Genomic DNA, 24451 nt, shown 5'->3' on the forward strand with positions numbered 1-24451 from the left:
TACAATTATGAAAAAAATCGCACTAAATTTAGTTGAATAATGTGATATCGTGCGAATCTAAGCTGGGCTTCCTCTCTTACACTTTTATACAAGCTTTGAATAGCGCGTTGGTTAGGGGGCTCTATGGCAGTCACGGGTATAGTGACAGAGTGGAACGAAAATAAAGGCTATGGGTATATTTCGGTGAACAATCAGCCTATCAAGATTTTCTTTCATATTTCTGATTTTTCAGGACATAGCTTGCGGCCACAAGTCAGTGAGCATGTGATATTTAGTTTGACAAAGGACAACAGCGGCAACTTGAGAGCCGTAGATATAAAGCGGCCCATTGTGTTCAACTTTTCTATTGCTCTTGCTATATGGTTTGCAACCATGGTGGTAGGAAGTATTTATTTGCTCAATTATCCGATAATAGTGATTGACTACTTGTTGTTGATCAGCGGATTTACGTATGTGCTCTATGCGTTCGACAAATCGTTATCATCTAGTGATAATTGGCAGGTTCCCGAGCTTGTCTTTCATGTTTTCACCCTTGCTGGCGGCTGGCCTGGGGCGGTGCTTGCGCAGTCATTTCTTAGACACAGGCCGCTCTCATTAAGTTACTTGCCTACATTCTGGTTTACCGTGATAGCGAACGTTACTTTGTTTGCTTGGTCATTATCTGGGCCAGGTCGAGAAAAGCTGTCAGAGGTGGTGAGTTGGGTTTTTCTGCTTTAGCCATTTACTTGCTGAACCAATTGCAACGAGGTAACCCAATAAGGTTGCCTCGCTCAGTGTTATGGCCTGATAACTATTTGCTTGCTAGGCGCACTTTCATCAACCCATTGTACAGATTGTTTTTATCCGCTTCGGTTAGGTTTTTGACGGTAATGCTGTTAACAAATTGCTCTCTTTCATTATTTTTAAAAGGTCCTGATTGCTCTAGGTGTGCCTTGATTTGCGATAGGATTTGGTCACCTAAGGTAATGAGCGCAGGACGAACCTGAGTTTTAAGGTTCAAAGGCTTAGCATTTAGTGCTGCTGGGTCTGTCAACCAATCTGCACGGTAACGGTATTGAATGGCTTTTGCAGCACTAATTTGTGCAACAAAGAAGGCTTTAACGGAAGTCGGGTTTAAGCCAATTTCTTTGGCTTGAGCTTGAGCCTTTTGAATTACAACGGCTTCCCGAGCGGTGTCTTCAATTTGTAGGTGTTTCTGCGCTTTGTATAGTGCTACGTCTTTCATGTAGCCCAATCGATGGTTTATATTTTGGAACAGTGTGCTTGAATTGCCAGCGGCAAAAGCGAAAGGCGTTGCAAAAATGAGAAGAAATACAAAAAGTTGTCTTACTTTCACAGTGTGTAGTCCATTTGAGGTTAACAGAAGGCTATAAGGTTACTCACTTTTTTGGCGTATTTAAAATAAAAATTATTGTTCGTTTAATAACAAAAATATTAAGTACAGAATCACGTTAGTAAGTAGTAAACCACGTAAGGGCTTGCCAATAGAGCTAATAGGCCAATATTTGCCAAGCTAAATTGATAAAGAAACGCCTTCCTAAGATGTGGGTACTGTGCACTAAACGCTTTATAGCCGATAAGACTTGCCATAGAAGCAATAAGGGTACCTAGTCCACCTAAGTTGACTCCAATAATAAGTGGCTGCCAGTGTTGTGTGAAGTGGGCTAGCAATATAGCGGCCGGGACGTTGCTAATGATTTGGCTGGTTAAAATAGTCGATAGAAATAATCGAATAGGCGTGCCCACAGAATGAGTGACATATGCGATGAGTTGAGGCCATTGGCTAATGTTTGCAATGAATATAAAGGCGAACACGAAGGTAAGTAATAAACTGTAGTTTTGCTGTCGTATTTGTTTAATTCCGCTAACTGTCGCAGCAAGCATTGTGGCTAGAAATACGATGTATAGGGGGACCCAATGGAAAAGCCCAAGCAGTATACTTACGAATACCGCGGAAAAAAGTAGCGAGCCGCGCGAAGAAAAACATTGCTGGCAGTCAAGCTGATAATCAAGTGCTTTATCCGGTAGCCAGCGACACAGAAGCAAAAGTAAAACAGCACTTAACATCGTAATGGGTGCGGTAATATAGAGAAATTCCCCTAAGCTCAACTTTGAATAAAAGTACAAAAACATATTTTGTGGGTTGCCGAGGGGCGTGAGGGCGCTGCCTAAGTTTGCCGCGACAACGATTAGTACGGTTGCCAGAGTAGGGTTAATGTCTATGCGTTTTGATAAAGGCAAGAACAGCGCCAGCAGAATAATGATCGTGACATCATTGGTAATAAGCATTGAAGACAAAAACGCAAAAGCTACCAACGAGGTTTGTAATGTTTTCGCACTAGAAAATTGGTTTGAAAGCTTAACAATGATGCGCTCAAACAAGCCGAAATACTGCCAGTAGTTGATGGTGGTAATCAAAGAAAAAAGTACCACTATCACAGGCCAATCAATACTGGTTAGCGTTGGTGAAAACCAAACGCTACTCAACCCAGCCAACACAAAAAACGCTAGCATGGTCTTATCTTGCCGAGTAATGAAGGTTCTGATTAGAGTAAGCTTGTTCAATGGCCGCCTAACCTTAAATTCGTTGTCATAGGGTTGGTATAGAAGTTATCTTTCAATAGTGAGGAAAATAGAAGATATCATAAAGCACAATCCACCCAGCGCTGTTGTCACTAGCGAGCCACTTAACATTAGTGGAACACTGACAATTGATGGTATCGCCATAAACGCTGACACCATAAACCATAGACATCCCCACAAATTGAATACAGAAATCACTGAAGATAGAGTGCGTTTTGGCCAATAGTGAATCTTTGCGTCACTTTCAACGATGACTAAGTAGCCTGAAATTAAGAACAGTATCGACCCCACAAAATCTGGAACCCAATATCCAAGCCAAATAATGTGACTCGTGGACGGAAGCAATGCCGAGAATGTAGATATATTAAATAGTAAAGTGCCTAAGAATTGGGTAAACGTAGACCAAAAGCCAATACGATGAGGTTGAATCGCAAACCACTTCCAATCTTTCCAGTCCGGAGAAGTATCGACGCTTTCTGTTCCGTTAATGGCCTGCAAATACTGAACATACGCGGCCGAGGTAAAGAAGACCGAACCATAAAAGAAAATAGTGTTGAAATCGATATGAACGGTTGTTTCAACCCATCTCAGTTGCAACAAGCTGGCAAAAATAAAATGGGCCGCACCGAGAATAAAAAGCACCGCAATAGGCAAATTAAGCAGCACTAACGGGTTTGCCGTTTCCATGTGTTCGTTGCCGATTAAGTTGAAGCCTTTTCTATGGCGCCTAGCGTTCCAAGTTTTTACTTTATCGCCCGCTATTAACTTCAGCTCGACATAAAACTGGCGAAAGCGTTGATGTGTATGATGTTCGTATCGTTTATCAAGATGAGGATAGTGAAGTTTCATTCCATATACGCGACTAGTTTTGAATTGGGTTTAATTTCTAATTAAGACTATTGATAACCTAGTTAGAGTCGTACACAGGGTACAAGAAATTTTCGATGGTAAACACGCTTAAATTTGATATTTCAATTCCGATACCAGATAGGGTGTGATTCGAACCACAAACATAATCTGCAGCTCGCGGTTAAGGTTGGGGAGTGATTAAAAGCCCAGTGTTTGGATCCAATCGTTTTTGGGTTATCAAAGTCTCTACAGCAAGATCAATACGTGATTGAAGCTCTTGGAAATTTTTTACTTTTTTCGATAGACCAAACGTTTGATTTAGAGATTTAAAATGTTTGAAAAATACCACTTTATTTTTCTCACTTTCGGCTAGAAATATGTCCATTTTTTGCTTATTAGCATAAAGAAACTGAGCTCTACCTTGCAGTAACATATCTGTGGCCCCCTTTATTGAAGCCGTTGAATATATATTAAGTTCTTTCTTATCAGCCGCTTCCCAAACACCAGGTAATATAGACAGGCTCCAACCTCGCACGCAGATAATACTTTTGCCGTAGTATCCTGATAAGTCTTCTGGAATATCTTTGGTCGGCAAGGTTGAGTACATGCCAAGGCTTGCAGGCACATTAAATTTTGTAAAGTAAACGGTATTTTTGAGTAGCTTTTGTTGATTTGTACTGTTGATTACCGAGCCAAATTCGATTTCTCCAGTTATGAGTTGGTGAGCTAATCGCTTTTTAGGAACATGCCTAAACTCACAATATAAGCTTGCCTCCTCGCAGACTCGGCGGAATGATTCCACCATAGGGCCTTTAAACTGCTTACTATCTTCGTCATAGTAATAGACAGGGTATCCATCACTTAATGCAACGGTCACATCAATAACGGGCTTTGATTCGTGAGAAAAAGCAAGCTGCGTTATCAGACAACCAATAGCGACAAAAATCCATTTCTTAATAGCCATAGGTATGTGCTTATATTCCAGTACTACTACTAACTTTGGTTGAACATTATACAGCCGTCAATACATAAACCCATTTAACAGCGGGGTGTGAGTAGGGTATCCACAGCTACAATTGTATAATGAGGCTTGTTTATGATATTGGCGCAGCAGAAAGGCAATTATGGTGGTAAAAACAAAGCAGAGCTCGGAGGTAGAGTCTCCTTGTATTAGACAATGTTGCCTAAACGAAGAAGATGTGTGCTTAGGCTGCTACCGTGCGCTTGAAGAGATTCTTGCTTGGTCTTCCTCCACGCTCGAGGAAAAAAAAGCGATTATTCTTCGATGTAGACAGCGAAGAAGTGCTTTAGATAACCGTAACTGACATTACTCGCATGGCGGTCCTAGGTGAATAGTGGCAAGCCCCCCTAGGGACGTTTCGCGATATTTTTTGTTCATATCTTTGCCCGTTTGATACATGGTTTCAATGACCTTATCTAATGATATTAGGCACTTACTATTTCTCTTCAATGCCATTCTTGAGGCATTAATTGCTTTCATCGCGCCCATCGCATTGCGTTCAATACAAGGTACTTGTACTAAGCCTCCTATTGGGTCACAGGTCATACCAAGTGAGTGCTCCATAGCGATTTCTGCTGCAATACACATTTGTTCATTGCTACCACCACATATCGACGTCAACCCAGCGGCAGCCATCGATGAAGATACGCCAATTTCTCCCTGACAACCCACTTCTGCGCCACTAATAGAAGCGTTGGTTTTATACAAAATGCCAATTGCGCCAGAAACGGCAAGAAAGTCTTTGAGTTGTTTGGTGTCCAATTCACGGATGAATTTATGGAAATACATAAGAACTGCAGGTATTACTCCAGCTGCTCCATTGGTGGGGGATGTGACTACTTGCCCGCCGGCGGCATTTTCTTCGCTTATGGCAAAGGCAAATAGGTTGACCCAGTCCATCACTTCCATTGGATCATTGGTTGCCATGGAATTGGATTCGAGCCTTTTGAGTAAATTGGGTGCACGTCTAACGACATTTAATCCACCGTCTAATATTCCCTCTGTTTCGAAGCCTCTTTTCATGCAAAGAGACATGACTTTCCATATTTTATCTGCCTTATCTTCAATTTCTTGCACGGAATGAAAGGATGACTCATTCTCGATAATCATGCTACCTAGGCTTAACCCATTTTGTTCAGCCAGCTCTAGCATCTGCTCGGCAGTGGAGAAAGGATAACTGACACTAGCTTCAGGTTGGGTTTCTTTCGCACTTAACTCACTTTCAGTGGCAATAAAACCACCCCCAGTCGAGTAGAAAGTTTCAAATGCGATTTGTTGTCCTGAAGAATCAAATGCTGCGAGTGTCATGCCATTTTCATGCAAAGGCAGGTTGGTATTGTGAAAGAGAAGATCGCTGTCGGGAGTAAATGATATGACTTTTTTATGGTAAACACGCAGTTTGTGATTGGTCAGAACATCGTCGAGGGCAGACTTTGCACTGGTCATCTTTATGGTATCAGGGCGATTGCCTAACAATCCTAATATGACCGCTTTGTCGGTGTGGTGCCCTCTGCCTGTCAGAGAAAGTGAGCCATACAGATCAACTTGTATTCTTTCAACGTTTTTGATGTTATCTGAAAGCCCTTTGGCAAACCGATAGCCGATCAACATCGGTCCATTGGTGTGTGAGCTTGATGGCCCAACTCCAATTTTGTAAATATCGAATATCGATAGCATAAGACCTCACTTTTTCGAGAGATACCTAAATTTTAGCACTTTATACCCAAGCAGCCTTACCGGGCAATCTTCAGCGAGATCGATAAGGTTAGTTTTTCAGGCTACGCCTAACTTTAATTGCTTCTATGGCGATAAAACTGAAGAAAGCCAACTGTGTGCTTTCACTAATTGTTGTCATTAAACTTGTAGAGTAGTGACCGAGGAGTAAATGTTGCCAGACACTATTCATATTAAAGAAACCTACAAGTGCGAGAAGCATAAATAAAGAAGCGACAGCGAGAACAGCGCTGTGATTGGAAAATAACTGTTTTAGTTGGTGTAGTGTTTCTACGCCGTTCCTAAATACAAGAAGAGCGGCGATAGCAAAAAATTTCATTGCCGGAAGGTACCAAGGTACATGGAAAACGTTTTTTATCCAGTAGTTACTTTTATACAAAAACACCACCATGAAGATAGCAGAGACAAATACCAAAGCATTTTTAATATCTTTACGCCACCTACGTAGGTTATAGAAGCTAAACGCAGTGATGAGTAGCATGATTTTTTGCGTAGAGTTGGTGAATGATGCCCCTTTCATGAGTAAGTTCGGATGGTAAGTGTCGAAATGTAGGCATAAATTCAGGATCACTGTGATACCAATGAGCCCGAACGTATAGACAGTCAACGTATTGGTCTTGTTGCTCGAAGAATAAGAACTAGGGAGGCGAGAGTCGTTGGTGTCTATCTTGATATTTGATTTCATTCTTTATACTTGTGCTGAATACGTAAGTGATAATGAATAAATGCTGTTTAAAAAATGGGCAGCAATTTTGATGGGACAAAATACCCTAAATGACGAAAATGTCAAGGAGATATGAGGGCAAGGAAACAAGCGCTACGATAAGCCGTAACGCTCAAAATAACTAATTTTTTGCGTGATAATGGTGCTCGTTATAGTACTGCCATTGTTCGACTCTGTCGTTGTCGCCAACCTTACAAAAGGTTAGGCGTTCTCCATGTTCAGTGGCAAACTCCAATTGTCCACCTTCTTGTACGCAGTATATCGTGGCGGGTTCCGTGACTGCGGGCTGATTTGCTACATAATATCGATCACCGTGACTGGCACACCCTGCCATGACTGAAGTTGCTGCTAACCCTGTAAATAAATAGACTTTTTTCATCTGCTCTCCATAGCAATATTGGGGTATATGTACTGCAAATTATATAAGATACTCTAAAAAAACATTGCCTTAAGTTTGTTAAAAGATCGATGGTGTCTAAAATTAATACAAAAGAGAGTTATATCAGTAGTGAAAAGGAACTTTATATGTCTGATAGCAAATATCGCTTAGTCACAAGAAGTGATTTTGATGGCTTGGTTTGCGCGGTTCTCTTAAAGCAAATTGACCTGATTGATGAGATTCAATTTGTCCATCCAAAAGATATGCAGGATGGAATTATCGAGATCACGAGCAATGATATTGTGACTAATTTGCCATATGTTCCTCAAGCTCATTTGGTGTTCGATCATCACTTGTCTGAAAAACTAAGAAATCCCGGTGAACATCCTAACCATATTATCGAACCAGAAACGCCATCGGCGGCACGCGTGGTATGGAATTATTACGGTGGTTTGTCGGCTTTCCCAGAGGACTGGGTGGCGATGATGGAGGCGGTTGACAAAGGTGATTCGGCGCAGTTTAGTCGCGACGAAGTATTAGATTCAACAGGGTGGAATCTACTTAACTTTTTGATGGACGCTAGGACAGGTTTAGGGCGCTTTAGAGAATTTAAAATTTCAAACTACAAATTGATGATGGATCTTATTGATTATTGTAAGAACCACAGTATTGAAGAAATTTTAGCACTGCCAGATGTCAAAGAACGTATTGACTTGTATCGTGAACACGAAAACATGTTTAAACAGCAAATCCAGCGCTGTGCTACGGTTCATGACAATTTGGTGTTACTTGATCTCACTGACGAAGATACCATTTATGCAGGAAACCGGTTTATTATTTATGCGCTGTTTCCTCAGTGCAATATTTCAATTCACAAGATTTGGGGCTTCCAGAAGCAAAAAATTGTATTCGCTACGGGAAAATCAATTTTTGATAGAAGTTCAAAAACCAATATTGGTAAGTTGATGCTTAAATACGGTGGTGGTGGGCACAAGGCTGCAGGCACATGTCAAGTTGAGGTGTCAGAAGCAGACCGTGTCGAGAAAGAACTAGTAAAACAAATTATGCATGATGGATAAAGAAACGATCAACGATTTTAAGTTAACGCTCAATCACCTTTAGTCTGGGAAAACCCGATTTCTACCTGCGTGTTTTGCGGCATACAGTAGTTTGTCTGCACGATCTACGAGGTCTTCAATACTATCCGACTCTTCAAGCTCAGCCACGCCAAAAGAAGCCGTGATGTTTCGAATCTGATCGCCGGTTTTTTTGTCTTTGATTGATATGTTTTCAATCACTTTTCTGATTGTCTCTGCCAGCTGTTTAGCTACACTGACGGGCTTATTGGGCACTATAATCGCAAACTCTTCCCCGCCAAATCGATAAGAGGTGATCCCTTCTTTGCTTGAAGCCTGAAGACGCTTGGCAATGTTTTGTATGACCGTATCACCAAATAGGTGTCCATATTCATCATTAAACGCTTTGAAATGATCGATATCGAGGAGAATCAAAGAAAGCTTCTGCTTGGCGTGGCACATGGTAAACAAATCGTCATCGAAAGCACGGCGGTTATACAAGCCAGATAAGCTGTCAAAAAGTACATCCTTTTGCATCTCAGAGAGTTTGTTTTTTAGGCGGCCAATTTCTTTACTCGCATCTTGTAGGTAGTCACTAAGAAATTGGGTAGAGTTTTGTATTTCCTGAGATTCTGATAATAGCTCTTGCACAACGTCCATGATTTCTTCTATGGTCATTCCATCTTCGTTGGCACGTTCTAAATTGGTAAAGTTTTCATTGATCACTTTTGAAAACTGTGAGGTGCCTTTTAAGGTGTCTTGCATCGAGTTGCTTGCTTGCGACAACATGACCTCAAGACTCTCTTTTAACTTATTATTGTCCGCTTCTGTGCGATTGGCGATATAACTGGAGTACAAGGTTGCCCCTGTCGCTGGGGGACAAATACCGAATTTCTCTATTGCAGCATCCATTTCCGCGTTAAGGCTGGGTATGGCGTTATCCACATAGGTATACCAAAGCGCATAATTTGTTGGGGTAACAGGCACATGATTCTTCATCATCAACGGAACGGCCTTTTTTAAATTCTCAGTTGCTTTTTTATAGTCGTTATCTGTCATGAATCGCTACTCGCACTTTTGTTACTGTAAGGTTAGTGGAATTTGCTGGTGCTTTCCTAAAATTTGGACAAAAACTAAAAGCAGCACGCAATACATTTCGTGTTTTATAGATAAAGTGCACTTACTTACGTTTAAGCTATCTCGACATGCGAGTTTTAGCAGCATAGTAAATGCTTCAATGTTCACGATGACCTGAAGGCGATTTACTGTATTTTGGCCAGTTTCTTCTGTTCAAGTACATTAGCACCTTTTAGCATCGCTTCGATTAGCTCACCCGCGTTGAACTTCTCTAGTGCATCATGCGCGCCGACTTGTTTGGCTCGGTCTACACTGATTTCACTGGAAAGTGATGTATGAAGTATGCAGTAAATGTCGCGCAGAGCTGGATCATTTTGTATCTCGAAAGCCAACTCATATCCGTCTAATCCGGGCATTTCGATATCACTGACCAATAAATCGATGCCATTGTCAGAATCAGAGATCTTTTGCATTAGCTCTAACGCGTCGCTACCGTTATTACATATTTGATATGGGATGTTAATTTTGTCTAATGCATCGCCCAGTTGTTTTCGAGCGATAGAAGAATCATCAACTAAAAGGATGTTTAAGGCTTTAAGTTTTTCACGTTCAATATCGGTAAGCATTGGAATATTCGCAGACTCAAATTGCGGGAATATCTTAGATAGAAGTAGTTCGACATCGAGCATTTGAATGATTTTTTTATTGTGTCGAGTAATTCCCGTAACGAAGATGTTTTGACCCGCAGTAGAGGGAGCGGGTTCAATAGCGCGCCAATTACACTCAATGATTTTATCAATGGTGCGTACCATGAAAGCGACGACCGTGCGCAGACAGTCGGTAACTATCAGGTAGCAGCTTTGATAATCCTCAGGCTGGACTGGGTGAAAGCCAATAGCAGCAGCCATGTCAATAACAGGAACAGTGACGGATCGAATAGTCACCGTACCAATAACGTGATGATGGGAGTAAGGAATTTGTGTGGTCGGCGTATAGGGCACAATTTCTCTTACTTTTAGTGTTCCGATAGCAAACAATTGCTTTTGATGGTTTAACGTAAACATCAACATGCCTTGCGATTGATTTGCTTTGCTACCGACCTTTGCCATGACTTGCCCCAGTTAAACGGGTATAACTTGATTGTAGTTCACCATAGTCTCATTACGCTCGAATTCGTAACATCACTATGTGTACAGTATACCGATAAACTAAGATAGAATATGCCTTGGGTCAATCGACCTTGCCGCAGTTTCAGGAAAATTTTAAGTAGGTACGTTTCATGGCAAACACAGCAGCCGCGCTACACATTTTGGTCAAGCACAAAGAGCAAGCAGAAGATATTTTGAAGCAACTCAAAAGAGGCGCAAAATTTCAGACGTTAGCGAAAAAGCATTCCATTTGCCCATCAGGCAAAAAAGGAGGGGACTTGGGTGAATTTCGCAAAGGACAAATGGTGCCACAATTTGACAAAGTGTGTTTTACGGGGGAGACCCTAAAGCCTCAACTCGTGAAAACCAAGTTTGGTTGGCATATCGTCAAAGTGTTGTATAGAACCTGATATCCCCTGAGCCTTGCTATTTTATACTTGCCACCTTAATCCGCTAAGCGTTCAAACGATGATAATGTTGAGTGAGCCAATGAATCATGCTCATTGCTTAGCGTAGGTTTACAAACGATATGCCGTGTTGATGATGTAGAGACATCTCCGTTGTGTCTGTGTTCGTCTAAATCAAGTGTGCCTGGTAAAATAGCGTCGAGTAACGCGCTTGGGCTGGATAGGTCAATTCTCATTTTATACCTCACAAATGTACTGCCAGTGTAGCCGGATGTTGTCGATATCAAGCTACAGAACCTAGTAGGTGTTAAGAAGGTTTAAGCATTGTTCATGCCAAACTAAGACAATTGAATCTCACACTGAATTTGACTACTTTATACTCTTTCTAGCCTATGGCGTGCCAGCAAAATCCTAGTTTTCAGTTTATCTGGTTTAGATTGGAAGGGAGCATTGCCTATCAAGGTAATAGGAGAGAGGCAGGTTGTAGTGCACCAATGCCCATAATTAGTGCACTATCGGAAATCTAGAGCTAAGAGCGTTTATTGAGATATCACCGCTGTGCCACTGGTCGCAACCATCAGCATGCCATTGTTATTTCCTAGAACTTCATAGTCTATATCGACCCCAACAATTGCGTTTGCGCCGAGTTCTCTTGCCTTCTGTTCCAATTCTTGAAATGCGATCTTACGTGCCTTTTCCAGCTCTTTTTCATAGGTGCCAGAGCGTCCGCCGACTAAATCACGTATTCCGGCGAAGATGTCCTTAAACATATTGGCGCCCAAAATAGCTTCTCCTGCTACAACCCCTTTATATTCGATGATGGTTTTACCTTCAATTTGTGGCGTCGTGGTGATGATCATTGAATAACTCCAAATGCTAACGAGTGATGTTTCGATACTAAAGTAGGAAAATAGTTCGAATGAATTGTCATTACAGTGAGCGTTATCTAACTGCGACAAATTTCACTATACATCTGTAGTTTACTTGGGTATACAACAAGGTATACATACTGCGGTTTGGTTTAGAAGGGAGTCTAAAATGGGAGCGCTGAAGTATTCTTTCACAATCGTTTTGCTGTCTGTTGTGAGTCTAAGTGCGAATGCCAAAATTATTGAATCAACGCGATTAGTCGGATTTGGCCAAGCGAAGTATCCAGAGGGCTTTACTCACTTTGATTACGTCAATCCAGACGCACCCAAGTATGGCAAAGTAGCATTTGGTAGAATCGGAACCTACGATAACTTTAACCGTTATGCTTCTCGCGGTGTCGCTGCTGCTGCGACGGACGAGCTTTATGACTCTTTGATGTTTTCACCGAGTGATGAGGTGGATTCTTACTATCCGCTTATCGCCGAAAAAGTGCGTTATTCCGATGACTTTAAGTGGATGGAAGTCGATATCAACCCTAAAGCGCGGTTTCACGATGGCGAGCCAATCACAGCCCAGGACGTAGAATTTAGTTTCAATAAGTTCATGACCGAAGGGGTGCCGCAATTTCGGGTTTATTTCAAAGAGGTTAAATCGGTTAAAGCGCTTAATGATCGCACAGTTAGGGTTGAAATGGCGGTACCAAATCGAGAAAAGCTCTTTAGCCTAGTTCAATCGCTAGCCATACTTCCTGAGCATTATTGGAAAAACAAAAACTTTTCTGAACCATTAGATACCCCCCCAGTGGGCAGCTCAGCCTACAAAATTATTGATTATAAACCCGGTCAAAGCGTTACTTACGGCCTAGTCGATGATTATTGGGCGAAAGATTTGCCCGTCAATGTTGGTAGAAACAATTTCAAAAAGATTGAATACGATTATTATCGCGATGAAACGGTTTTATTGGAGGCTTTTAAAGCGGGAGAATTCGATTTTAGGCAGGAAAGCTCCGCTAAGTTTTGGGCAAACTCTTATACCGGGACAAACTTTGATAAAGGGTATATTAAGAAAGAAGAAATAGCACATCATAAACCTGTCCCTACTCAAGGGTTTGTGTTTAATACGCAACGAGGTATTTTTAGCGATCCGAAAGTTCGAGAAGCGTTAAACTACGCGTTTGATTTTGAGTGGATGAACAAGAACATGTTCTACAACTCTTACCTCAGAACTCGCAGCTATTTCGAAAACTCAGAATACGAGGCAAAAGGTTTGCCTTCGAAAGAAGAACTGACAGTTTTAACACCATTTAAAGATCAAATACCAGAGCGGGTATTTACTGAAGAGTATCAGCCGCCGAAAACCGATGGTACAGGGCGTATCCGTAAGCAGATGCGTATCGCCTTTAAGCTGCTTAAACAGGCCGGGTGGGAGCTCAAAGATGGCGTTATGACCAATGTAAAAACGGGTAAGCCATTTGCATTTGAGCTACTGATTTACAGCCCTACAACCGAACGATATGCGATTCCATTGCAAAAAAACTTAAAGCGCATGGGAATCGACATGAAAATCAGAACGATCGATACCACACAATATATTAAGCGTTTGAGAGACAGAGACTTTGACATGGTTTCCTCAGCGTATCCTGCAATGAATTACCCAAGCCCTAACCTGATGATTGTATGGAACTCGAATTATATCGACTCCACCTATAACACTGCAGGCGTGAGCGATCCCGTAATCGACAAGCTGACAATGGATATTGCAAAAAATCAGCAGGACCCAGAAAAACTGTTAGTGTTGGGTCGAGCCATGGATAGGGTGTTGCAGTGGAATTTCTATATTATCCCGCAGTGGTACATCAACAAATACCGAGTCGCAACATGGGATAAGTTTGAGCGACCAGCCATCATGCCAACCTACGATTTAGGCGTCGATACATGGTGGATTTCAAAAGAGAAAGCAGAGAAGTTACCTGAAAAACGTCAGTAAGAGGTGTTGTATGGCGGCGTATATTTTTCGGCGATTATTGCTAGTGATACCAACCCTGTGGGCCATTATTACCATCAACTTTTTCATTATACAAATCGCGCCCGGTGGCCCAGTTGAGCAGGCTATCGCTCAGTTAGAAGGACACAATTCAGGCATTATGGAACGTTTTGCTGGTGGAGGTAGTGATATCGAAACCAGTGCTATTGTAGATGCCAAGGCTGGGTACCGTGGCTCACGTGGGTTAGACCCTGAAGTCGTAGCGGAAATAAAAAAGCAGTTTGGCTTTGATAAGCCAATTCTTGAACGCTATTGGGATATGCTCAAAAATTACGCCACCTTTCATTTCGGTGAAAGCCTGTTTAAAGGTGGGAATGTCATCGATTTGATCATTGACAGGTTGCCTGTATCCATATCGCTTGGTTTATGGAGCACCTTGATCATGTATTTTATCTCTATACCTCTCGGTGTTTTGAAGGCCATTCACCATGGTTCGAGGTTTGATATCTGGTCTAGCGCAGTGGTGATTGTCGGCTACGCCATACCAGGTTTCTTATTTGCGATTATCCTCATTATCTTTTTTGCTAGCGGAAATTACTTTAGTTGGTTTCCACTCAGGGGGCTGGTTTCAAGTAACTTTGAACAGCTCACTTGGTATCAGCAAATTGCTGACTATTTCTGGCATCTCACTTTGCCCATACTAGCTATGGTAATAGGTGGTTTTGCTACCTTAAGTATGCTGACCAAGAACTCATTTCTGGATGAAATCAACAAACAGTATGTTGTGACTGCTCGAGCTAAAGGGTTAGATGAGCATGGTATCTTGTATAAACATGTTTTTCGCAATGCTATGTTGATCATCATTGCTGGCTTTCCAAGTGCCTTCATCAGCATCTTTTTTACTGGCTCGATGCTCATCGAAGTGATGTTTTCACTAGAAGGAATCGGCTTACTTGGGTTTGAATCGACGATCCAACGTGACTATCCAGTTGTATTTAGTTCCTTATATATCATGACGTTGCTAGGGTTAATCTTAAGTATAATCTCTGACTTAACCTATACATGGGTTGATCCTCGCATTGATTTTGAGGCTCGATAAATTATGTTGCTTGCATTGAAACAGCTGATCCCTAAAAGGCGCAGTGAAAAACGAACCAACCCATTAAATGAAGCCCGCTGGCTAAGGTTCAAAGCGAATAGGCGAGGGTGGTGGTCACTGTGGATATTTCTAGTGCTGTTTGTCATCAGCTTATTTGCAGAGTTTATTGCCAATGACAAGCCACTTCTCGTTGACTATAAAAATCAATGGTACTTTCCAATTTTTCACCAATATCCTGAAACACAATTCGGTGGAGAGTTTCATACAGAAGCCGATTACACCGACCCTTACGTTTCTGATCTAATAAAAGAACATGGCTATATCATTTGGCCACCCATCCGTTTCAGCTACGATACGATTAACCTCGATGTGGTCGGGTCGGTACCATCGCCGCCCGATGCGACCAACTGGTTAGGTACAGATGACAAAGGAAGGGATGTACTGGCTCGGATTATCTACGGATTTCGAATCTCGGTGCTATTTGGTTTTGTGTTGACGATTGTGTCGAGTGTGATTGGTGTGGTTGTTGGTGCGACCCAAGGCTATTACGGTGGATGGCTAGACTTGCTAGGCCAGCGCTTTATTGAAGTTTGGTCAGGAATGCCAACACTGTTTTTACTGATTATATTATCGAGTTTTGTAGAGCCAAACTTTTGGTGGCTGCTTGGTATTATGGTGTTGTTCAGTTGGATGAGCTTGGTCGGTGTAGTTCGTGCTGAATTTTTGCGATGTAGAAACTTTGACTACGTGCGGGCTGCCCAAGCTATGGGCGTCGGTGACATACGTATCATGTTGCGGCACATGTTACCCAATGCCATGGTAGCGTCGCTGACTATGATGCCATTTATTCTTTCAGGATCCGTGACGACGTTAACGTCGCTCGACTTTCTAGGCTTTGGCTTACCTGCAGGCTCACCATCTTTAGGAGAGCTATTGGCACAAGGTAAAGCCAATTTACAGGCACCTTGGCTGGGCATTTCTGCCTTTGTTGTGTTGTCTTTGATGCTAACGTTACTGGTTTTTATTGGTGAGGCGGTACGCGATGCATTCGATCCTCATCACCATCGCTAAAAATACGCTCTGGAGTGACTTATGTCGGATACGGTTGTAACGATTAACGAGTTATCGGTAGGCTTTGGTCGGGCTAACCAAATAGAGCAGGTCACCGATAAAGTCAGTTTTTCAATCAAAAAGGGTGAAACGCTAGCACTGGTAGGTGAAAGTGGTTCAGGTAAATCAGTGACCGCAAATTCTATATTGAAGTTATTGCCAAAAGGTTCATCACATTATCTGACGGGGAACATTGAGTTTGACGGTGAAAACTTACTGACTTGTTCTGAGAGAAAGCTTCGGGGCATAAGAGGCGGTCGCATAGGAATGATTTTCCAAGAGCCAATGGTTTCGCTGAACCCGTTACATAGAGTTGGCAAACAACTTATTGAAACCCTCGCTATACATCGTGGAATGCGTCAAGCGAAAGCAGAAAAGCTAGCGCTGGAATGGATGAAGAAAGTAGGGATTCGTTTCCCAGAGAAAAAGATATCTGCTTATCCTCACGAGTTGTCTGGTGGTGAAAGGCAGCGTGTGATGATCGCAATGGCACTAATTAACGAGCCAGAGCTATTAATTGCTGATGAGCCGACGACCGCGCTTGATGTGTCAGTACAGGCTCAAATCCTTAGTTTGCTTAAAGACCTGCAAAAAGAGCTTGGTATGGCGATGTTGTTTATCACTCATGATCTCAGTATTGTTAAACGTATTGCAGACCGAGTGGCAGTTATGCAAAAAGGATGTCTGGTTGAAGTTGGGGAGTGCGCACAAATATTTAACCGTCCAAGCCATTCCTACACCCAGCAACTTATTGATTCTGATCCCAAAGGCTTACCTGTTCCTACTCAGAAAGATGCACAAGAGTTATTAAGTGTTGACCGACTTAAAATTTGGTTTCCTATTACTGGTGGCATATTTAAAAGAACTATTGACCATATAAAAGCGGTAACCAATATGAGCTTTGTTCTTAAGAAAGGACACTCTATTGGACTCGTGGGGGAAAGTGGTTCCGGGAAGTCCACGACCGGTATGGCGATATTGAAATTAGTGAAATCCGAAGGGAAGATCAGCTACCAAAACCAACCCATTCAATCGCTTGATAGAAAAGCTATGCTGCCTTACCGAAGCAAAATGCAAGTGGTATTTCAGGATCCTTTTTCTGCGTTAAACCCAAGAATGTCTGTGGCACAGGTGATCGGAGAAGGGCTAAGGGTCCATTTTGAACATGATGAAGACACCATTGATTCAATGATAAGTAGGGCAATGGAGGAAGTAGGGTTGGACCCCAGTACTCGTCATCGATATCCAAATGAGTTTTCCGGCGGGCAGAGACAGAGAATTGCGATTGCTAGAGCATTAGTGCTTAAACCAGAGTTTATATTATTGGACGAGCCGACATCATCACTCGATCGAACGGTACAATTTCAGGTGTTAGAGTTACTCAAGGATTTACAATTGAAGTATCGTTTGACTTACTTGTTTATCAGCCATGATTTAAATGTAGTCAAATCCCTTTGCCACTATACTATAGTCATGAAAAATGGAGAGATTGTCGAGCAAGGTGAAACGCAGGATTTGTTTCAGCGACCCACTCACAAGTACACTAAGGAACTTGTCGATCTATCTTCATAAAAATTATTCTTTTACCAAGTTTGGTAGCAGTTCAACCAGTTTGTGAGATGTGGTTGACAGCGGTGTCGACTGTGAACGAAATATCGATAACTGGTAAAACACATCGCTTACGGGAAGCTTCACTAATTCACCAGATTCTAGATACGGTTCAACGTGAGACTTTGGCGCGATAGTAAAAGCTAAGCCTTCTAACACAAGATCGATACAGCACTGGATATTATCAATTTCTTGAATAGCATGCGTTGTCGGATCGGGAAACTGAGTGATGATCTTTTGCAAATGCCATTTCAAGGTGCTGGGAATACTCCAGTTACAGTGCTCATTCACTTCCTGTTTCGCCGAACGAACGCAAACAAGTGGAATGTTAGTCAGTGGTGTTGAAACCAAACTATCACAATTGATGGTTTGTTCTCTTCCACACGCACTGCTTATGAAGAAATCGACTTCATTCTTGGCGGTTAGCTCATTTAACCTATCGCAAGTACCAGACGTTAAAAATAATGAAAGGTCTGGGATCTTGGAATACGCTTCTTTGGTGAGCTTGCTGCATAACCACTGAGGCACCAAGGAGTCTATTCCTATTTTGACTTCTTGATTATTTATCTTATAAATGTTTTCAGCGCGCTCTTGAAACTTGACGGCAGAAGAGAACAGATCCACAGCGTACGAATACAAGTTCGTTGCTGCGGGGCTAGGCTTAAGCTCTCGCGTATGTCTGTAAAATAGTGTCAACCCAAGATAGTTTTCGAGCTTCTGTAAATGTTTCGTCATTGCTGACTGAGAAATATTGCACCGCTCAGCAGCGTTAGAAATACTTTTTAACTCGTATATCGAAATAAATGACTCTAAATGCCTCATGGCAAGATTATCAATGACTCTAGTACTCATATAAAATATTTATAGTGATAATATTTTTTATAGATCATATCACTGATTAAATTTCAGATAGAGTTATAAATCTATTACTGTTTGGAATAAATCTTTCAATACAATGACATATGAAAAATTAAAGCGAAATCGCTATTCAAAAAGTGAAAAGTGATTAATTAACTCAGTCTATTAGCAATATGGATCAATTGCAATGCTATTGGTTTTATATATGCCTTAATTAGTTAAATTGGCAAATTTAATGAAGTTCTTTAGTAAGTATTTGAAGCGCTGCTAGCGTCTTTTTACTATTTATAGATAGTGGATTACTGTTCAGTGTGAAAACGGAGACTTGGAACGAATCTAACCCAGGAGGAGTGACATCAATTAATTCACCACGTTTAATCTCTTCTCTGACCAAAAATGAAGGAACTGCAGTTACGACTGCCCCTTTTCTGACCAGTTGTAATCGAGTTTCGTTGTTATTGATGCGATAGTTGATGTTTCCAGATTCTATCAGTTTGTTGTAAAACTCCGTCCAGCGAGTTTTCTTAGCTTCGTCTCCTACTTCACTGGTAATTGCCCAAGGGTAGGTAGTAATATCTTTGCCGGGTTGGTAAAAAGGAGCATTAGGTGAAACAACATGGCTCACTCTGACGTTAAAAAACTCTTTGACGCATATTTTATCAAGGTTAGTAAAATAATGTTGCGCCTCATGGTAACAGAGCAAGAAGTCAACTTCGCGGTTTAGCAGCAAAGTATTTAGTTCTGGAACATTACCATCAGTAACGGACAGTCTTAGGTTAGGAAAGTGTTCTGGAAACACTTTCATAAGAAAACTGCCAAACTGATTGGATAACAGTTTTCCTATTCCTATTTTTACTTCTCCAAGATCGGATAGTTTAATATTTTCCACTCGCTTTTGTAGCATGTCTGCCGAGCGACACAAATCCAAACACTCGTTATAGACAAGTTTGGCTGGCTCGCTCGGGTGTACATTTTGAGTATCGCGGTGGAAAAGAGGTATGCCGAAATTCTTTTCGAGAGTTTGTATGCTTTTGCTGATCGTAGGCTGAGACACACCACAAGCTTTGGCGGCTTTTGAAAGGCTTTGAGTTTCAAAAACCTTAATGAAATAGCGAATATGGTTAATATTAATATTATTTGACTTCATTGTTTCTTGCATGCGGTATTATCAGTTTTTTCACCCATCACTGCCAAAAGAATGAATAGACTCCAGACATTTGGCAAAATGCCTAATAAGAATAGAGCATATATCTTACGAAGGGAGTAAATAGGTTGGCTTGATACCGTACAGGTAATCAAAGCGCGTACACTATAAATGGTATGTATAGGTATGTCTAGCCGTTTAATATACTAGAGGTTTTCACTATTAGCTCAGTATAACCCGTTGATTCGTCCATTTCCCGATTAAATGTCATCTCAGAATAACGAAACACGACAAGTTCTGCAGTGGTGTCGATGATGGTTCCTTCTAAAAGGTGTCCGCCAATCACATCACCTTTGGCATTGGCCACTGAAATATGGATATGTTGATGATTTGCCGTTAACGTTCCCATGGTAGATACGATCTCAAAAGGCTCTTCCCTAGTTAGAGTTGAATTAGCCCCAGCTAAGCGAATTGATAGTTTCGATACACAGCCAACACATGAAGCAATTGTCCCTGCTTCAATCTGGTTTTGTGTCACAATACGCTGGATTTCTTTTTTAAGATCAGAACCTTTAGTAAGACGTGTAGCAATAGGTGTTATCATATCCACTTTAATATTTAAGTTAATTACGTAGATTGTATTGCTTATACCCACCAGAGTAAATATTTGCTCTGGATTTGATACTTATGAATGCAATAGATTGAAATTAAATAAAAATTTAGAGTGAACGCTAAGTTCTGAATAATTCTAGTTTTTCTCTAGATCGTAGTTCTGTACTATTGTGGGCTTCACTTATGTCAGTTTTTACTTCTCGATGTCGTCACTACCATTTAATCTCAGCAAATCTCGAGTCATCATTGCCGATAGTTCGCCTCTGGTTGTCGCCAATTTAAAATTATTATTGCGAGAAATGGGCTTTAGCGATCGCTTGGTTTACGTCGCTAAGAGAGTTTCTCATGTAATTTCAGTGATGCGTCAGTTTTCCGTAGATCTGTTGATTTGTGACGCAGACTTTGGTGGTGAAGGGAGTGGCTGTGCTTTAGTTCATGAGCTGAGGCTGCGAAACATACTGGTTGATTCAAGCATTCTATTTATGCTTTCCACTGAATCTCACAATGAAAGCCAATATCTTATAAGCGATATGGGCGCAGATGGCTATGTGAGCAAACCATATTCACTCTTTGGCTTAAAGGGAAGTTTGCGAGAGACCTGTTTTAAAAAGCTTTCTTTAAAAGCGCTCTATCAATTGGATAACACCTTATCCAAAGCATCTGCGATGGACGTTTTTTCCGAGCAATATGAGTCTTTGCCAGAGTTGGCAGAAGAAATCGATAAACGTAAAGGGCAATACTTCCTATCTCTTCGTGATTATCGTTCTGCTCTGGTTCATTATAAGAAAACCAGCATCCAGTATACTTCTATCTGGCCTAGAGTTGGATTGGCGACGTGTTTGATTCGATTAAACGATTACAATAGAGCGCAGCAGTATCTCCGTGAAGCACTGAGTGAGCTAGGCTCATCGAATACACAGTTACTTGATATGTTGGCGCATATTCACCTGTTGCTGGGAGAGACTCGCAGAGCCGAACGTTGTTTGTATAAAGCCAGTGAGCTCGCCAGTGGAAACCGACTAAGATTCAAATGCAAAAGTATCGTAAATGAGGCATTAGGTGATTCTGTAACAGCACTAGCGGATTACCAGGCTTATGCCAAGAAATCATTAAATAAACAAAGAAGTACGCTGGTCGATACGATTAATATACTCAGGTTAAAGCTTCAGGTTTTAACGAATGATGATAATCAGCAGTTGACGAATATTCAAAAACTTGTGATGGCCTTAAATAAGGGTAATGAAGGGCTTCCTGTGCTGCTACTAACTACGCATATCGCTCTGATAAAAAGGGAATATGCGGGCTTGCGGAGTGGTTTGAGTTTGCTACTAAAAGGTTATGTTGAACTGGATCTGGATTACTATTGGTATTTGTCATCGATTTTGTTCCAAGTGCATGATGACTATTGTTTAGAACAAGTGTTGGAGCATTATGAATCTCACTTTCGGTTGGATAAAAACATGCTGTTAGGGAGTTGTGAGCATGTTCGAATTGAAAGCCTGAAGTCTGCTCAGTCTAAACGGAAATCTGAGTCAACTCGGGCTTTATCAGAAATCCGTCAGTTAAAATCCGAAAGTGCTGGCCAAACCCTACTTAAGGCAATGGCACGGTGTGATTCTCATCCATTTTGCATCGATTCCGCACGTCTTCTGCTTGAGCTAGCGTCAGATGGTATTCCAAGGACTGTTGCTGCTGAGCCAATGCAAAATACATTGATGGGCATTGAGCAATTAATTCAGCATTCACTTCTCTTAAAAGACATCGAAAAAGAAACACTTGTGGCTCGGCTGAAAAACGTGACGCATCAGCTTAATGAGATGATCGGCGTTCCAGAGTAGTATTGGGCATCTTCATGGTATTGATGCGTTTATGCCGTTTGCACTCGCAACTTAGGTTTGTTTGGGTATAATTGCCGCATATTTTTTCTTACCAGTTTTCCTTATGAACGATAGTAGCTCTGCCCATCCAGAAGATTTTAATGAAGTTGAGATTGAAGCCATTGGTATTGAGGTTTCGAGCCAACCTATAGAGCTTTATAAACTACTCAAATTGGCCAACGTAGTTGCAGGTGGGGGTGAAGCTAAACTGTTGATTGCAGATGGGTATGTAGCAGTCAATGGTGAGCTTGAAACACGTAAAAGACGTAAAATGTATGACGGGGACTTTTTTGAATTTAATCAAGAATACTATGTTGTCGTTTTTTCCGACTCTTTGGTAAAAAGTACCAGTGATGAGGAGTTCGCATCGTTAAGCTCGGAGAAAGAGTCGAACGTTCAAGCCAATGAGCAAAAGGCGAAAAAGAGCAGAGACTCTAATTCGAATAAGACAAGCGGTCGGCGCAACCTCGATTTTCTGGGCTAAAGGCTTAATATATCTCGATTGCTCCCCTGAACTTTAGCTCAATAGTGGGAGCTATCCTATATGACACTTGGTTATTTCGTTAACTCATCAATAATTGGACAGTCAGCGTTGCCATCACCTGGGCAGGCATCAACCCATTGAGTCAGTTGATCTCTTATTTCTGTCAATTGACGTATTCTCGTACTGATTTCCTCGAGCTTTTCTTTCGCTCGCCCTTTTACTTCACTGCTTTGTCGGCTAGGGTCGTTTGCAAGTTGAACAAACTCTTTGCATTCTGCCAATGAGAAGCCTGCACTTTTGGCTCTAGCGACCAAATTAAGCTCTTGTATGTGCGACTCTGAATATTCACGATAGCCAGCGTCGGAGCGATAAGGTGGCGTAATCACCCCTTTTTCTTCATATAATCGAATTGATTTACTAGAAAGGCCTGTCATTTTAGACACAACACCAATGTTCATCTTGACCTCTACTCTATAGATGTACCTAAGCCCATTGTAACCTGTAATAAAAAAAAGTGTAGTTTGTCTTCTTCTACACGAATTACACGCCTCGTTATAAAAATATGTTGAAAGTTTCAAATATATTTGAATAATGAGTTTAGTGCATTTAACGCCTAACGACGCTATTCGGTTTTTACCAACTATTATAACTATCTATAGGTATTGGTATGAAAAGTAACTCTCGCTTTATCCCTGTTTTGATGTATTTTGTCATTGCCTTCGGCGGCATTGTTGTTGACATAATCGTTCCTTCTTTACCAGCGATTCAAAAAGCGTTTTCGTCCTCAGAAACCATGATTCAGTGGGCTTTTGCCGCGGCTATGATAGGGTTCGGAGTTGGACAGTTTCTCGCTGGTTTTGTCGTTGATGCCTACGGCCGTAAAAAGCCGATGCTAATTGGCTCAGCGCTACTTGTGATCTTTTTGCTGCTAACCGTCATTGCACCTTCTGTACAATATGTAATTCTGTTCCGTTTTATCCAAGGGGTTTCTGTATCCTTCATCTCGGTTGGGGGAAGGGCAGTAATTAAGGATATCTACTCTGGAGATGCTTATTTAAAAGCTATTAACTGGATGACAATATCCTTTGCTTTGGGGATTACTATGTCACCATTTGTTGGTGCTTATCTACTGGCGCTATTTAATTGGCAAACCATATTTGTTTCTTTGGCGGTTTGCGTTTTTATTGGCTTGCTACTTGTAATGACTTACTTCAAAGAAACTCACACTAACTATCAGCCGCTGAGGTACGAGCGCATTAAAAGCAATGCGAGTGAAATGCTTTCTAGCCGATCTTTCGTTATCTCTGCTGTAATCTGCGGGATCTTTTATAGTATTTTGCCTGCCTTTAACACGGTATCGCCTTTTTTAATTCAAACCAAGCTTGGCTATAGCCCAGTTTACTATGGTTATATTGCTCTATTTCTAGCGGTATGTTGGTTGCTTGGCAATATTACTAATCGAGTGTTGTTTCAGGTATCTGCCTCGCGTAAAACCATGGTATCTCTCGTAGTTTCTTTCGTGGTTACTTTAGCGAGTGTTATTTACATGCAGCTAATTGGAATGACGTTAGCTATTTTTATTGCCCCTGTAGCGGTCATTATCTACACCCTAGGCATGTTGTTTCCACTATATTTAGGCCGAGCCTTAGCCCCATTTAATCATATAGCCGGTATTGCAAATGCCACTGTATTTTCAGGATGTTGGATTGCGACAGCTTTAGTGTCGCTGATTGCATCTAGCCTGCCTTCTAGCTCTGCGGAGCCTCTACTTATTATGTACTTAATATTAATCTTACTTGTACTGAAGA

The 24451-nt window shown here is 41.5% G+C and carries 26 protein-coding genes; 11 read left to right on the plus strand and 15 right to left on the minus strand.

Annotation, left to right across the window (positions count from 1 at the left end; translation table 11 throughout):
• Positions 1-123: 123 nt before the first annotated feature.
• Positions 124-717 (plus strand): DUF1294 domain-containing protein, encoded by a 594-nt coding sequence (locus M9194_RS05235; protein WP_250611582.1) that lies wholly within the window; start codon positions 124-126, stop codon positions 715-717.
• Positions 718-790: 73 nt separating this feature from the next.
• Here the strand turns inward: M9194_RS05235 and M9194_RS05240 are convergent, their stop codons facing one another.
• The 4 genes from M9194_RS05240 to M9194_RS05255 all read right to left on the minus strand — a co-directional run bounded on the left by M9194_RS05240 (position 791) and on the right by M9194_RS05255 (position 4396).
• The gene (locus M9194_RS05240) at positions 791-1336 is read right to left on the minus strand and encodes a chorismate mutase (RefSeq protein ID WP_250611583.1); all 546 of its coding nucleotides are present in this window, start codon (positions 1334-1336) and stop codon (positions 791-793) included.
• Between the two features lie 110 nt (positions 1337-1446).
• The gene (locus M9194_RS05245; RefSeq protein WP_250611584.1) at positions 1447-2565 is read right to left on the minus strand and encodes an SLC13 family permease; all 1119 of its coding nucleotides are present in this window, start codon (positions 2563-2565) and stop codon (positions 1447-1449) included.
• Positions 2566-2610: 45 nt separating this feature from the next.
• The gene (locus tag M9194_RS05250) at positions 2611-3432 is read right to left on the minus strand and encodes a hypothetical protein (protein WP_250611585.1); all 822 of its coding nucleotides are present in this window, start codon (positions 3430-3432) and stop codon (positions 2611-2613) included.
• Positions 3433-3613: 181 nt separating this feature from the next.
• Entirely contained in the window at positions 3614-4396 is a 783-nt protein-coding gene (locus tag M9194_RS05255; protein ID WP_250611586.1) for a substrate-binding periplasmic protein, read from the minus strand.
• 160 nt (positions 4397-4556) lie between these two features.
• Between M9194_RS05255 and M9194_RS05260 the strand changes: the two genes are divergently transcribed.
• A complete protein-coding gene (locus M9194_RS05260) occupies positions 4557-4757 on the plus strand; it encodes a DUF1289 domain-containing protein (protein WP_250611587.1) in 201 nt (66 codons plus the stop codon).
• 2 nt (positions 4758-4759) lie between these two features.
• On the opposite strand, the gene M9194_RS05265 is transcribed toward M9194_RS05260, so the two are convergent.
• The 3 genes from M9194_RS05265 to M9194_RS05275 all read right to left on the minus strand — a co-directional run bounded on the left by M9194_RS05265 (position 4760) and on the right by M9194_RS05275 (position 7290).
• Positions 4760-6130: an L-serine ammonia-lyase gene (locus M9194_RS05265; protein WP_250611588.1), complete on the minus strand. Its 1371-nt coding sequence runs from the start codon at positions 6128-6130 to the stop codon at positions 4760-4762.
• A gap of 88 nt (positions 6131-6218) precedes the next feature.
• The gene (locus tag M9194_RS05270; RefSeq protein ID WP_250611589.1) at positions 6219-6872 is read right to left on the minus strand and encodes a hypothetical protein; all 654 of its coding nucleotides are present in this window, start codon (positions 6870-6872) and stop codon (positions 6219-6221) included.
• A 160-nt stretch (positions 6873-7032) separates the two neighbouring features.
• Entirely contained in the window at positions 7033-7290 is a 258-nt protein-coding gene (locus M9194_RS05275) for a putative hemolysin (RefSeq protein WP_250611590.1), read from the minus strand.
• A 146-nt stretch (positions 7291-7436) separates the two neighbouring features.
• Here M9194_RS05275 and M9194_RS05280 point away from each other — a divergent pair, with 146 nt between their 5' ends.
• Positions 7437-8369, plus strand: a complete 933-nt coding sequence (locus M9194_RS05280) for an exopolyphosphatase (RefSeq protein WP_250611591.1) — start codon at positions 7437-7439, stop codon at positions 8367-8369.
• A 39-nt stretch (positions 8370-8408) separates the two neighbouring features.
• Here the strand turns inward: M9194_RS05280 and M9194_RS05285 are convergent, their stop codons facing one another.
• Both M9194_RS05285 and M9194_RS05290 read right to left on the minus strand, forming a co-directional pair.
• Complete coding sequence (locus M9194_RS05285) at positions 8409-9425, minus strand: GGDEF domain-containing protein (RefSeq protein ID WP_250611592.1); 1017 nt, start codon at positions 9423-9425, stop codon at positions 8409-8411.
• Positions 9426-9628: 203 nt separating this feature from the next.
• Complete coding sequence (locus M9194_RS05290) at positions 9629-10552, minus strand: chemotaxis protein (protein WP_250611593.1); 924 nt, start codon at positions 10550-10552, stop codon at positions 9629-9631.
• Positions 10553-10722: 170 nt separating this feature from the next.
• Here M9194_RS05290 and ppiC point away from each other — a divergent pair, with 170 nt between their 5' ends.
• Positions 10723-11001, plus strand: a complete 279-nt coding sequence (gene ppiC / locus M9194_RS05295; protein ID WP_250611594.1) for a peptidylprolyl isomerase PpiC — start codon at positions 10723-10725, stop codon at positions 10999-11001.
• Between the two features lie 35 nt (positions 11002-11036).
• On the opposite strand, the gene M9194_RS05300 is transcribed toward ppiC, so the two are convergent.
• Together M9194_RS05300 and M9194_RS05305 are read right to left on the minus strand one after the other, a co-directional pair.
• Positions 11037-11234: a hypothetical protein gene (locus tag M9194_RS05300; RefSeq protein WP_250611595.1), complete on the minus strand. Its 198-nt coding sequence runs from the start codon at positions 11232-11234 to the stop codon at positions 11037-11039.
• Between the two features lie 303 nt (positions 11235-11537).
• Positions 11538-11858, minus strand: coding sequence for a heavy metal-binding domain-containing protein (locus M9194_RS05305; protein ID WP_250611596.1), 321 nt, complete (start codon positions 11856-11858; stop codon positions 11538-11540).
• 178 nt (positions 11859-12036) lie between these two features.
• Between M9194_RS05305 and M9194_RS05310 the strand changes: the two genes are divergently transcribed.
• Genes M9194_RS05310 through M9194_RS05325 form a run of 4 tightly spaced genes read left to right on the plus strand, consistent with a single transcriptional unit; the run spans position 12037 to position 17632 of the window.
• Positions 12037-13854, plus strand: coding sequence for an extracellular solute-binding protein (locus M9194_RS05310; RefSeq protein WP_250611597.1), 1818 nt, complete (start codon positions 12037-12039; stop codon positions 13852-13854).
• A gap of 10 nt (positions 13855-13864) precedes the next feature.
• On the plus strand, positions 13865-14950 hold the full coding sequence (locus M9194_RS05315; RefSeq protein ID WP_250611598.1) for a microcin C ABC transporter permease YejB: 1086 nt from the start codon (positions 13865-13867) through the stop codon (positions 14948-14950).
• 3 nt (positions 14951-14953) lie between these two features.
• Positions 14954-16021 carry an ABC transporter permease gene (locus M9194_RS05320; RefSeq protein ID WP_250611599.1) on the plus strand — a complete coding sequence of 356 codons (1068 nt, stop codon included), beginning with the start codon at positions 14954-14956 and terminating at the stop codon, positions 16019-16021.
• Positions 16022-16042: 21 nt separating this feature from the next.
• Positions 16043-17632: an ABC transporter ATP-binding protein gene (locus M9194_RS05325; RefSeq protein WP_250611600.1), complete on the plus strand. Its 1590-nt coding sequence runs from the start codon at positions 16043-16045 to the stop codon at positions 17630-17632.
• 3 nt (positions 17633-17635) lie between these two features.
• Here M9194_RS05325 and M9194_RS05330 read toward each other — a convergent pair whose 3' ends face one another.
• From M9194_RS05330 to M9194_RS05340, 3 genes are all read right to left on the minus strand, one after another.
• Entirely contained in the window at positions 17636-18520 is an 885-nt protein-coding gene (locus M9194_RS05330; protein ID WP_250611601.1) for a LysR family transcriptional regulator, read from the minus strand.
• 238 nt (positions 18521-18758) lie between these two features.
• The gene (locus M9194_RS05335) at positions 18759-19673 is read right to left on the minus strand and encodes a LysR family transcriptional regulator (RefSeq protein WP_250611602.1); all 915 of its coding nucleotides are present in this window, start codon (positions 19671-19673) and stop codon (positions 18759-18761) included.
• Positions 19674-19860: 187 nt separating this feature from the next.
• Positions 19861-20274: a PPC domain-containing DNA-binding protein gene (locus tag M9194_RS05340; protein ID WP_250611603.1), complete on the minus strand. Its 414-nt coding sequence runs from the start codon at positions 20272-20274 to the stop codon at positions 19861-19863.
• Between the two features lie 211 nt (positions 20275-20485).
• On the opposite strand from M9194_RS05340, the gene M9194_RS05345 reads away from it, so the two are divergent.
• Both M9194_RS05345 and M9194_RS05350 read left to right on the plus strand, forming a co-directional pair.
• Positions 20486-22120 carry a response regulator gene (locus M9194_RS05345; RefSeq protein WP_250611604.1) on the plus strand — a complete coding sequence of 545 codons (1635 nt, stop codon included), beginning with the start codon at positions 20486-20488 and terminating at the stop codon, positions 22118-22120.
• 103 nt (positions 22121-22223) lie between these two features.
• Complete coding sequence (locus M9194_RS05350) at positions 22224-22643, plus strand: RNA-binding S4 domain-containing protein (RefSeq protein WP_250611605.1); 420 nt, start codon at positions 22224-22226, stop codon at positions 22641-22643.
• A gap of 71 nt (positions 22644-22714) precedes the next feature.
• Here the strand turns inward: M9194_RS05350 and cueR are convergent, their stop codons facing one another.
• A complete protein-coding gene (gene cueR / locus M9194_RS05355; RefSeq protein WP_250611606.1) occupies positions 22715-23101 on the minus strand; it encodes a Cu(I)-responsive transcriptional regulator in 387 nt (128 codons plus the stop codon).
• Positions 23102-23310: 209 nt separating this feature from the next.
• On the opposite strand from cueR, the gene M9194_RS05360 reads away from it, so the two are divergent.
• Positions 23311-24451 (plus strand): MFS transporter (locus M9194_RS05360; RefSeq protein WP_250611607.1); only part of this gene is annotated, 1141 nt, incomplete at its 3' end.

Origin of the sequence: Vibrio sinus, from assembly GCF_023634645.1 — a bacterium.
GTDB classification, from domain to species: Bacteria; Pseudomonadota; Gammaproteobacteria; order Enterobacterales; family Vibrionaceae; genus Vibrio; species Vibrio sinus.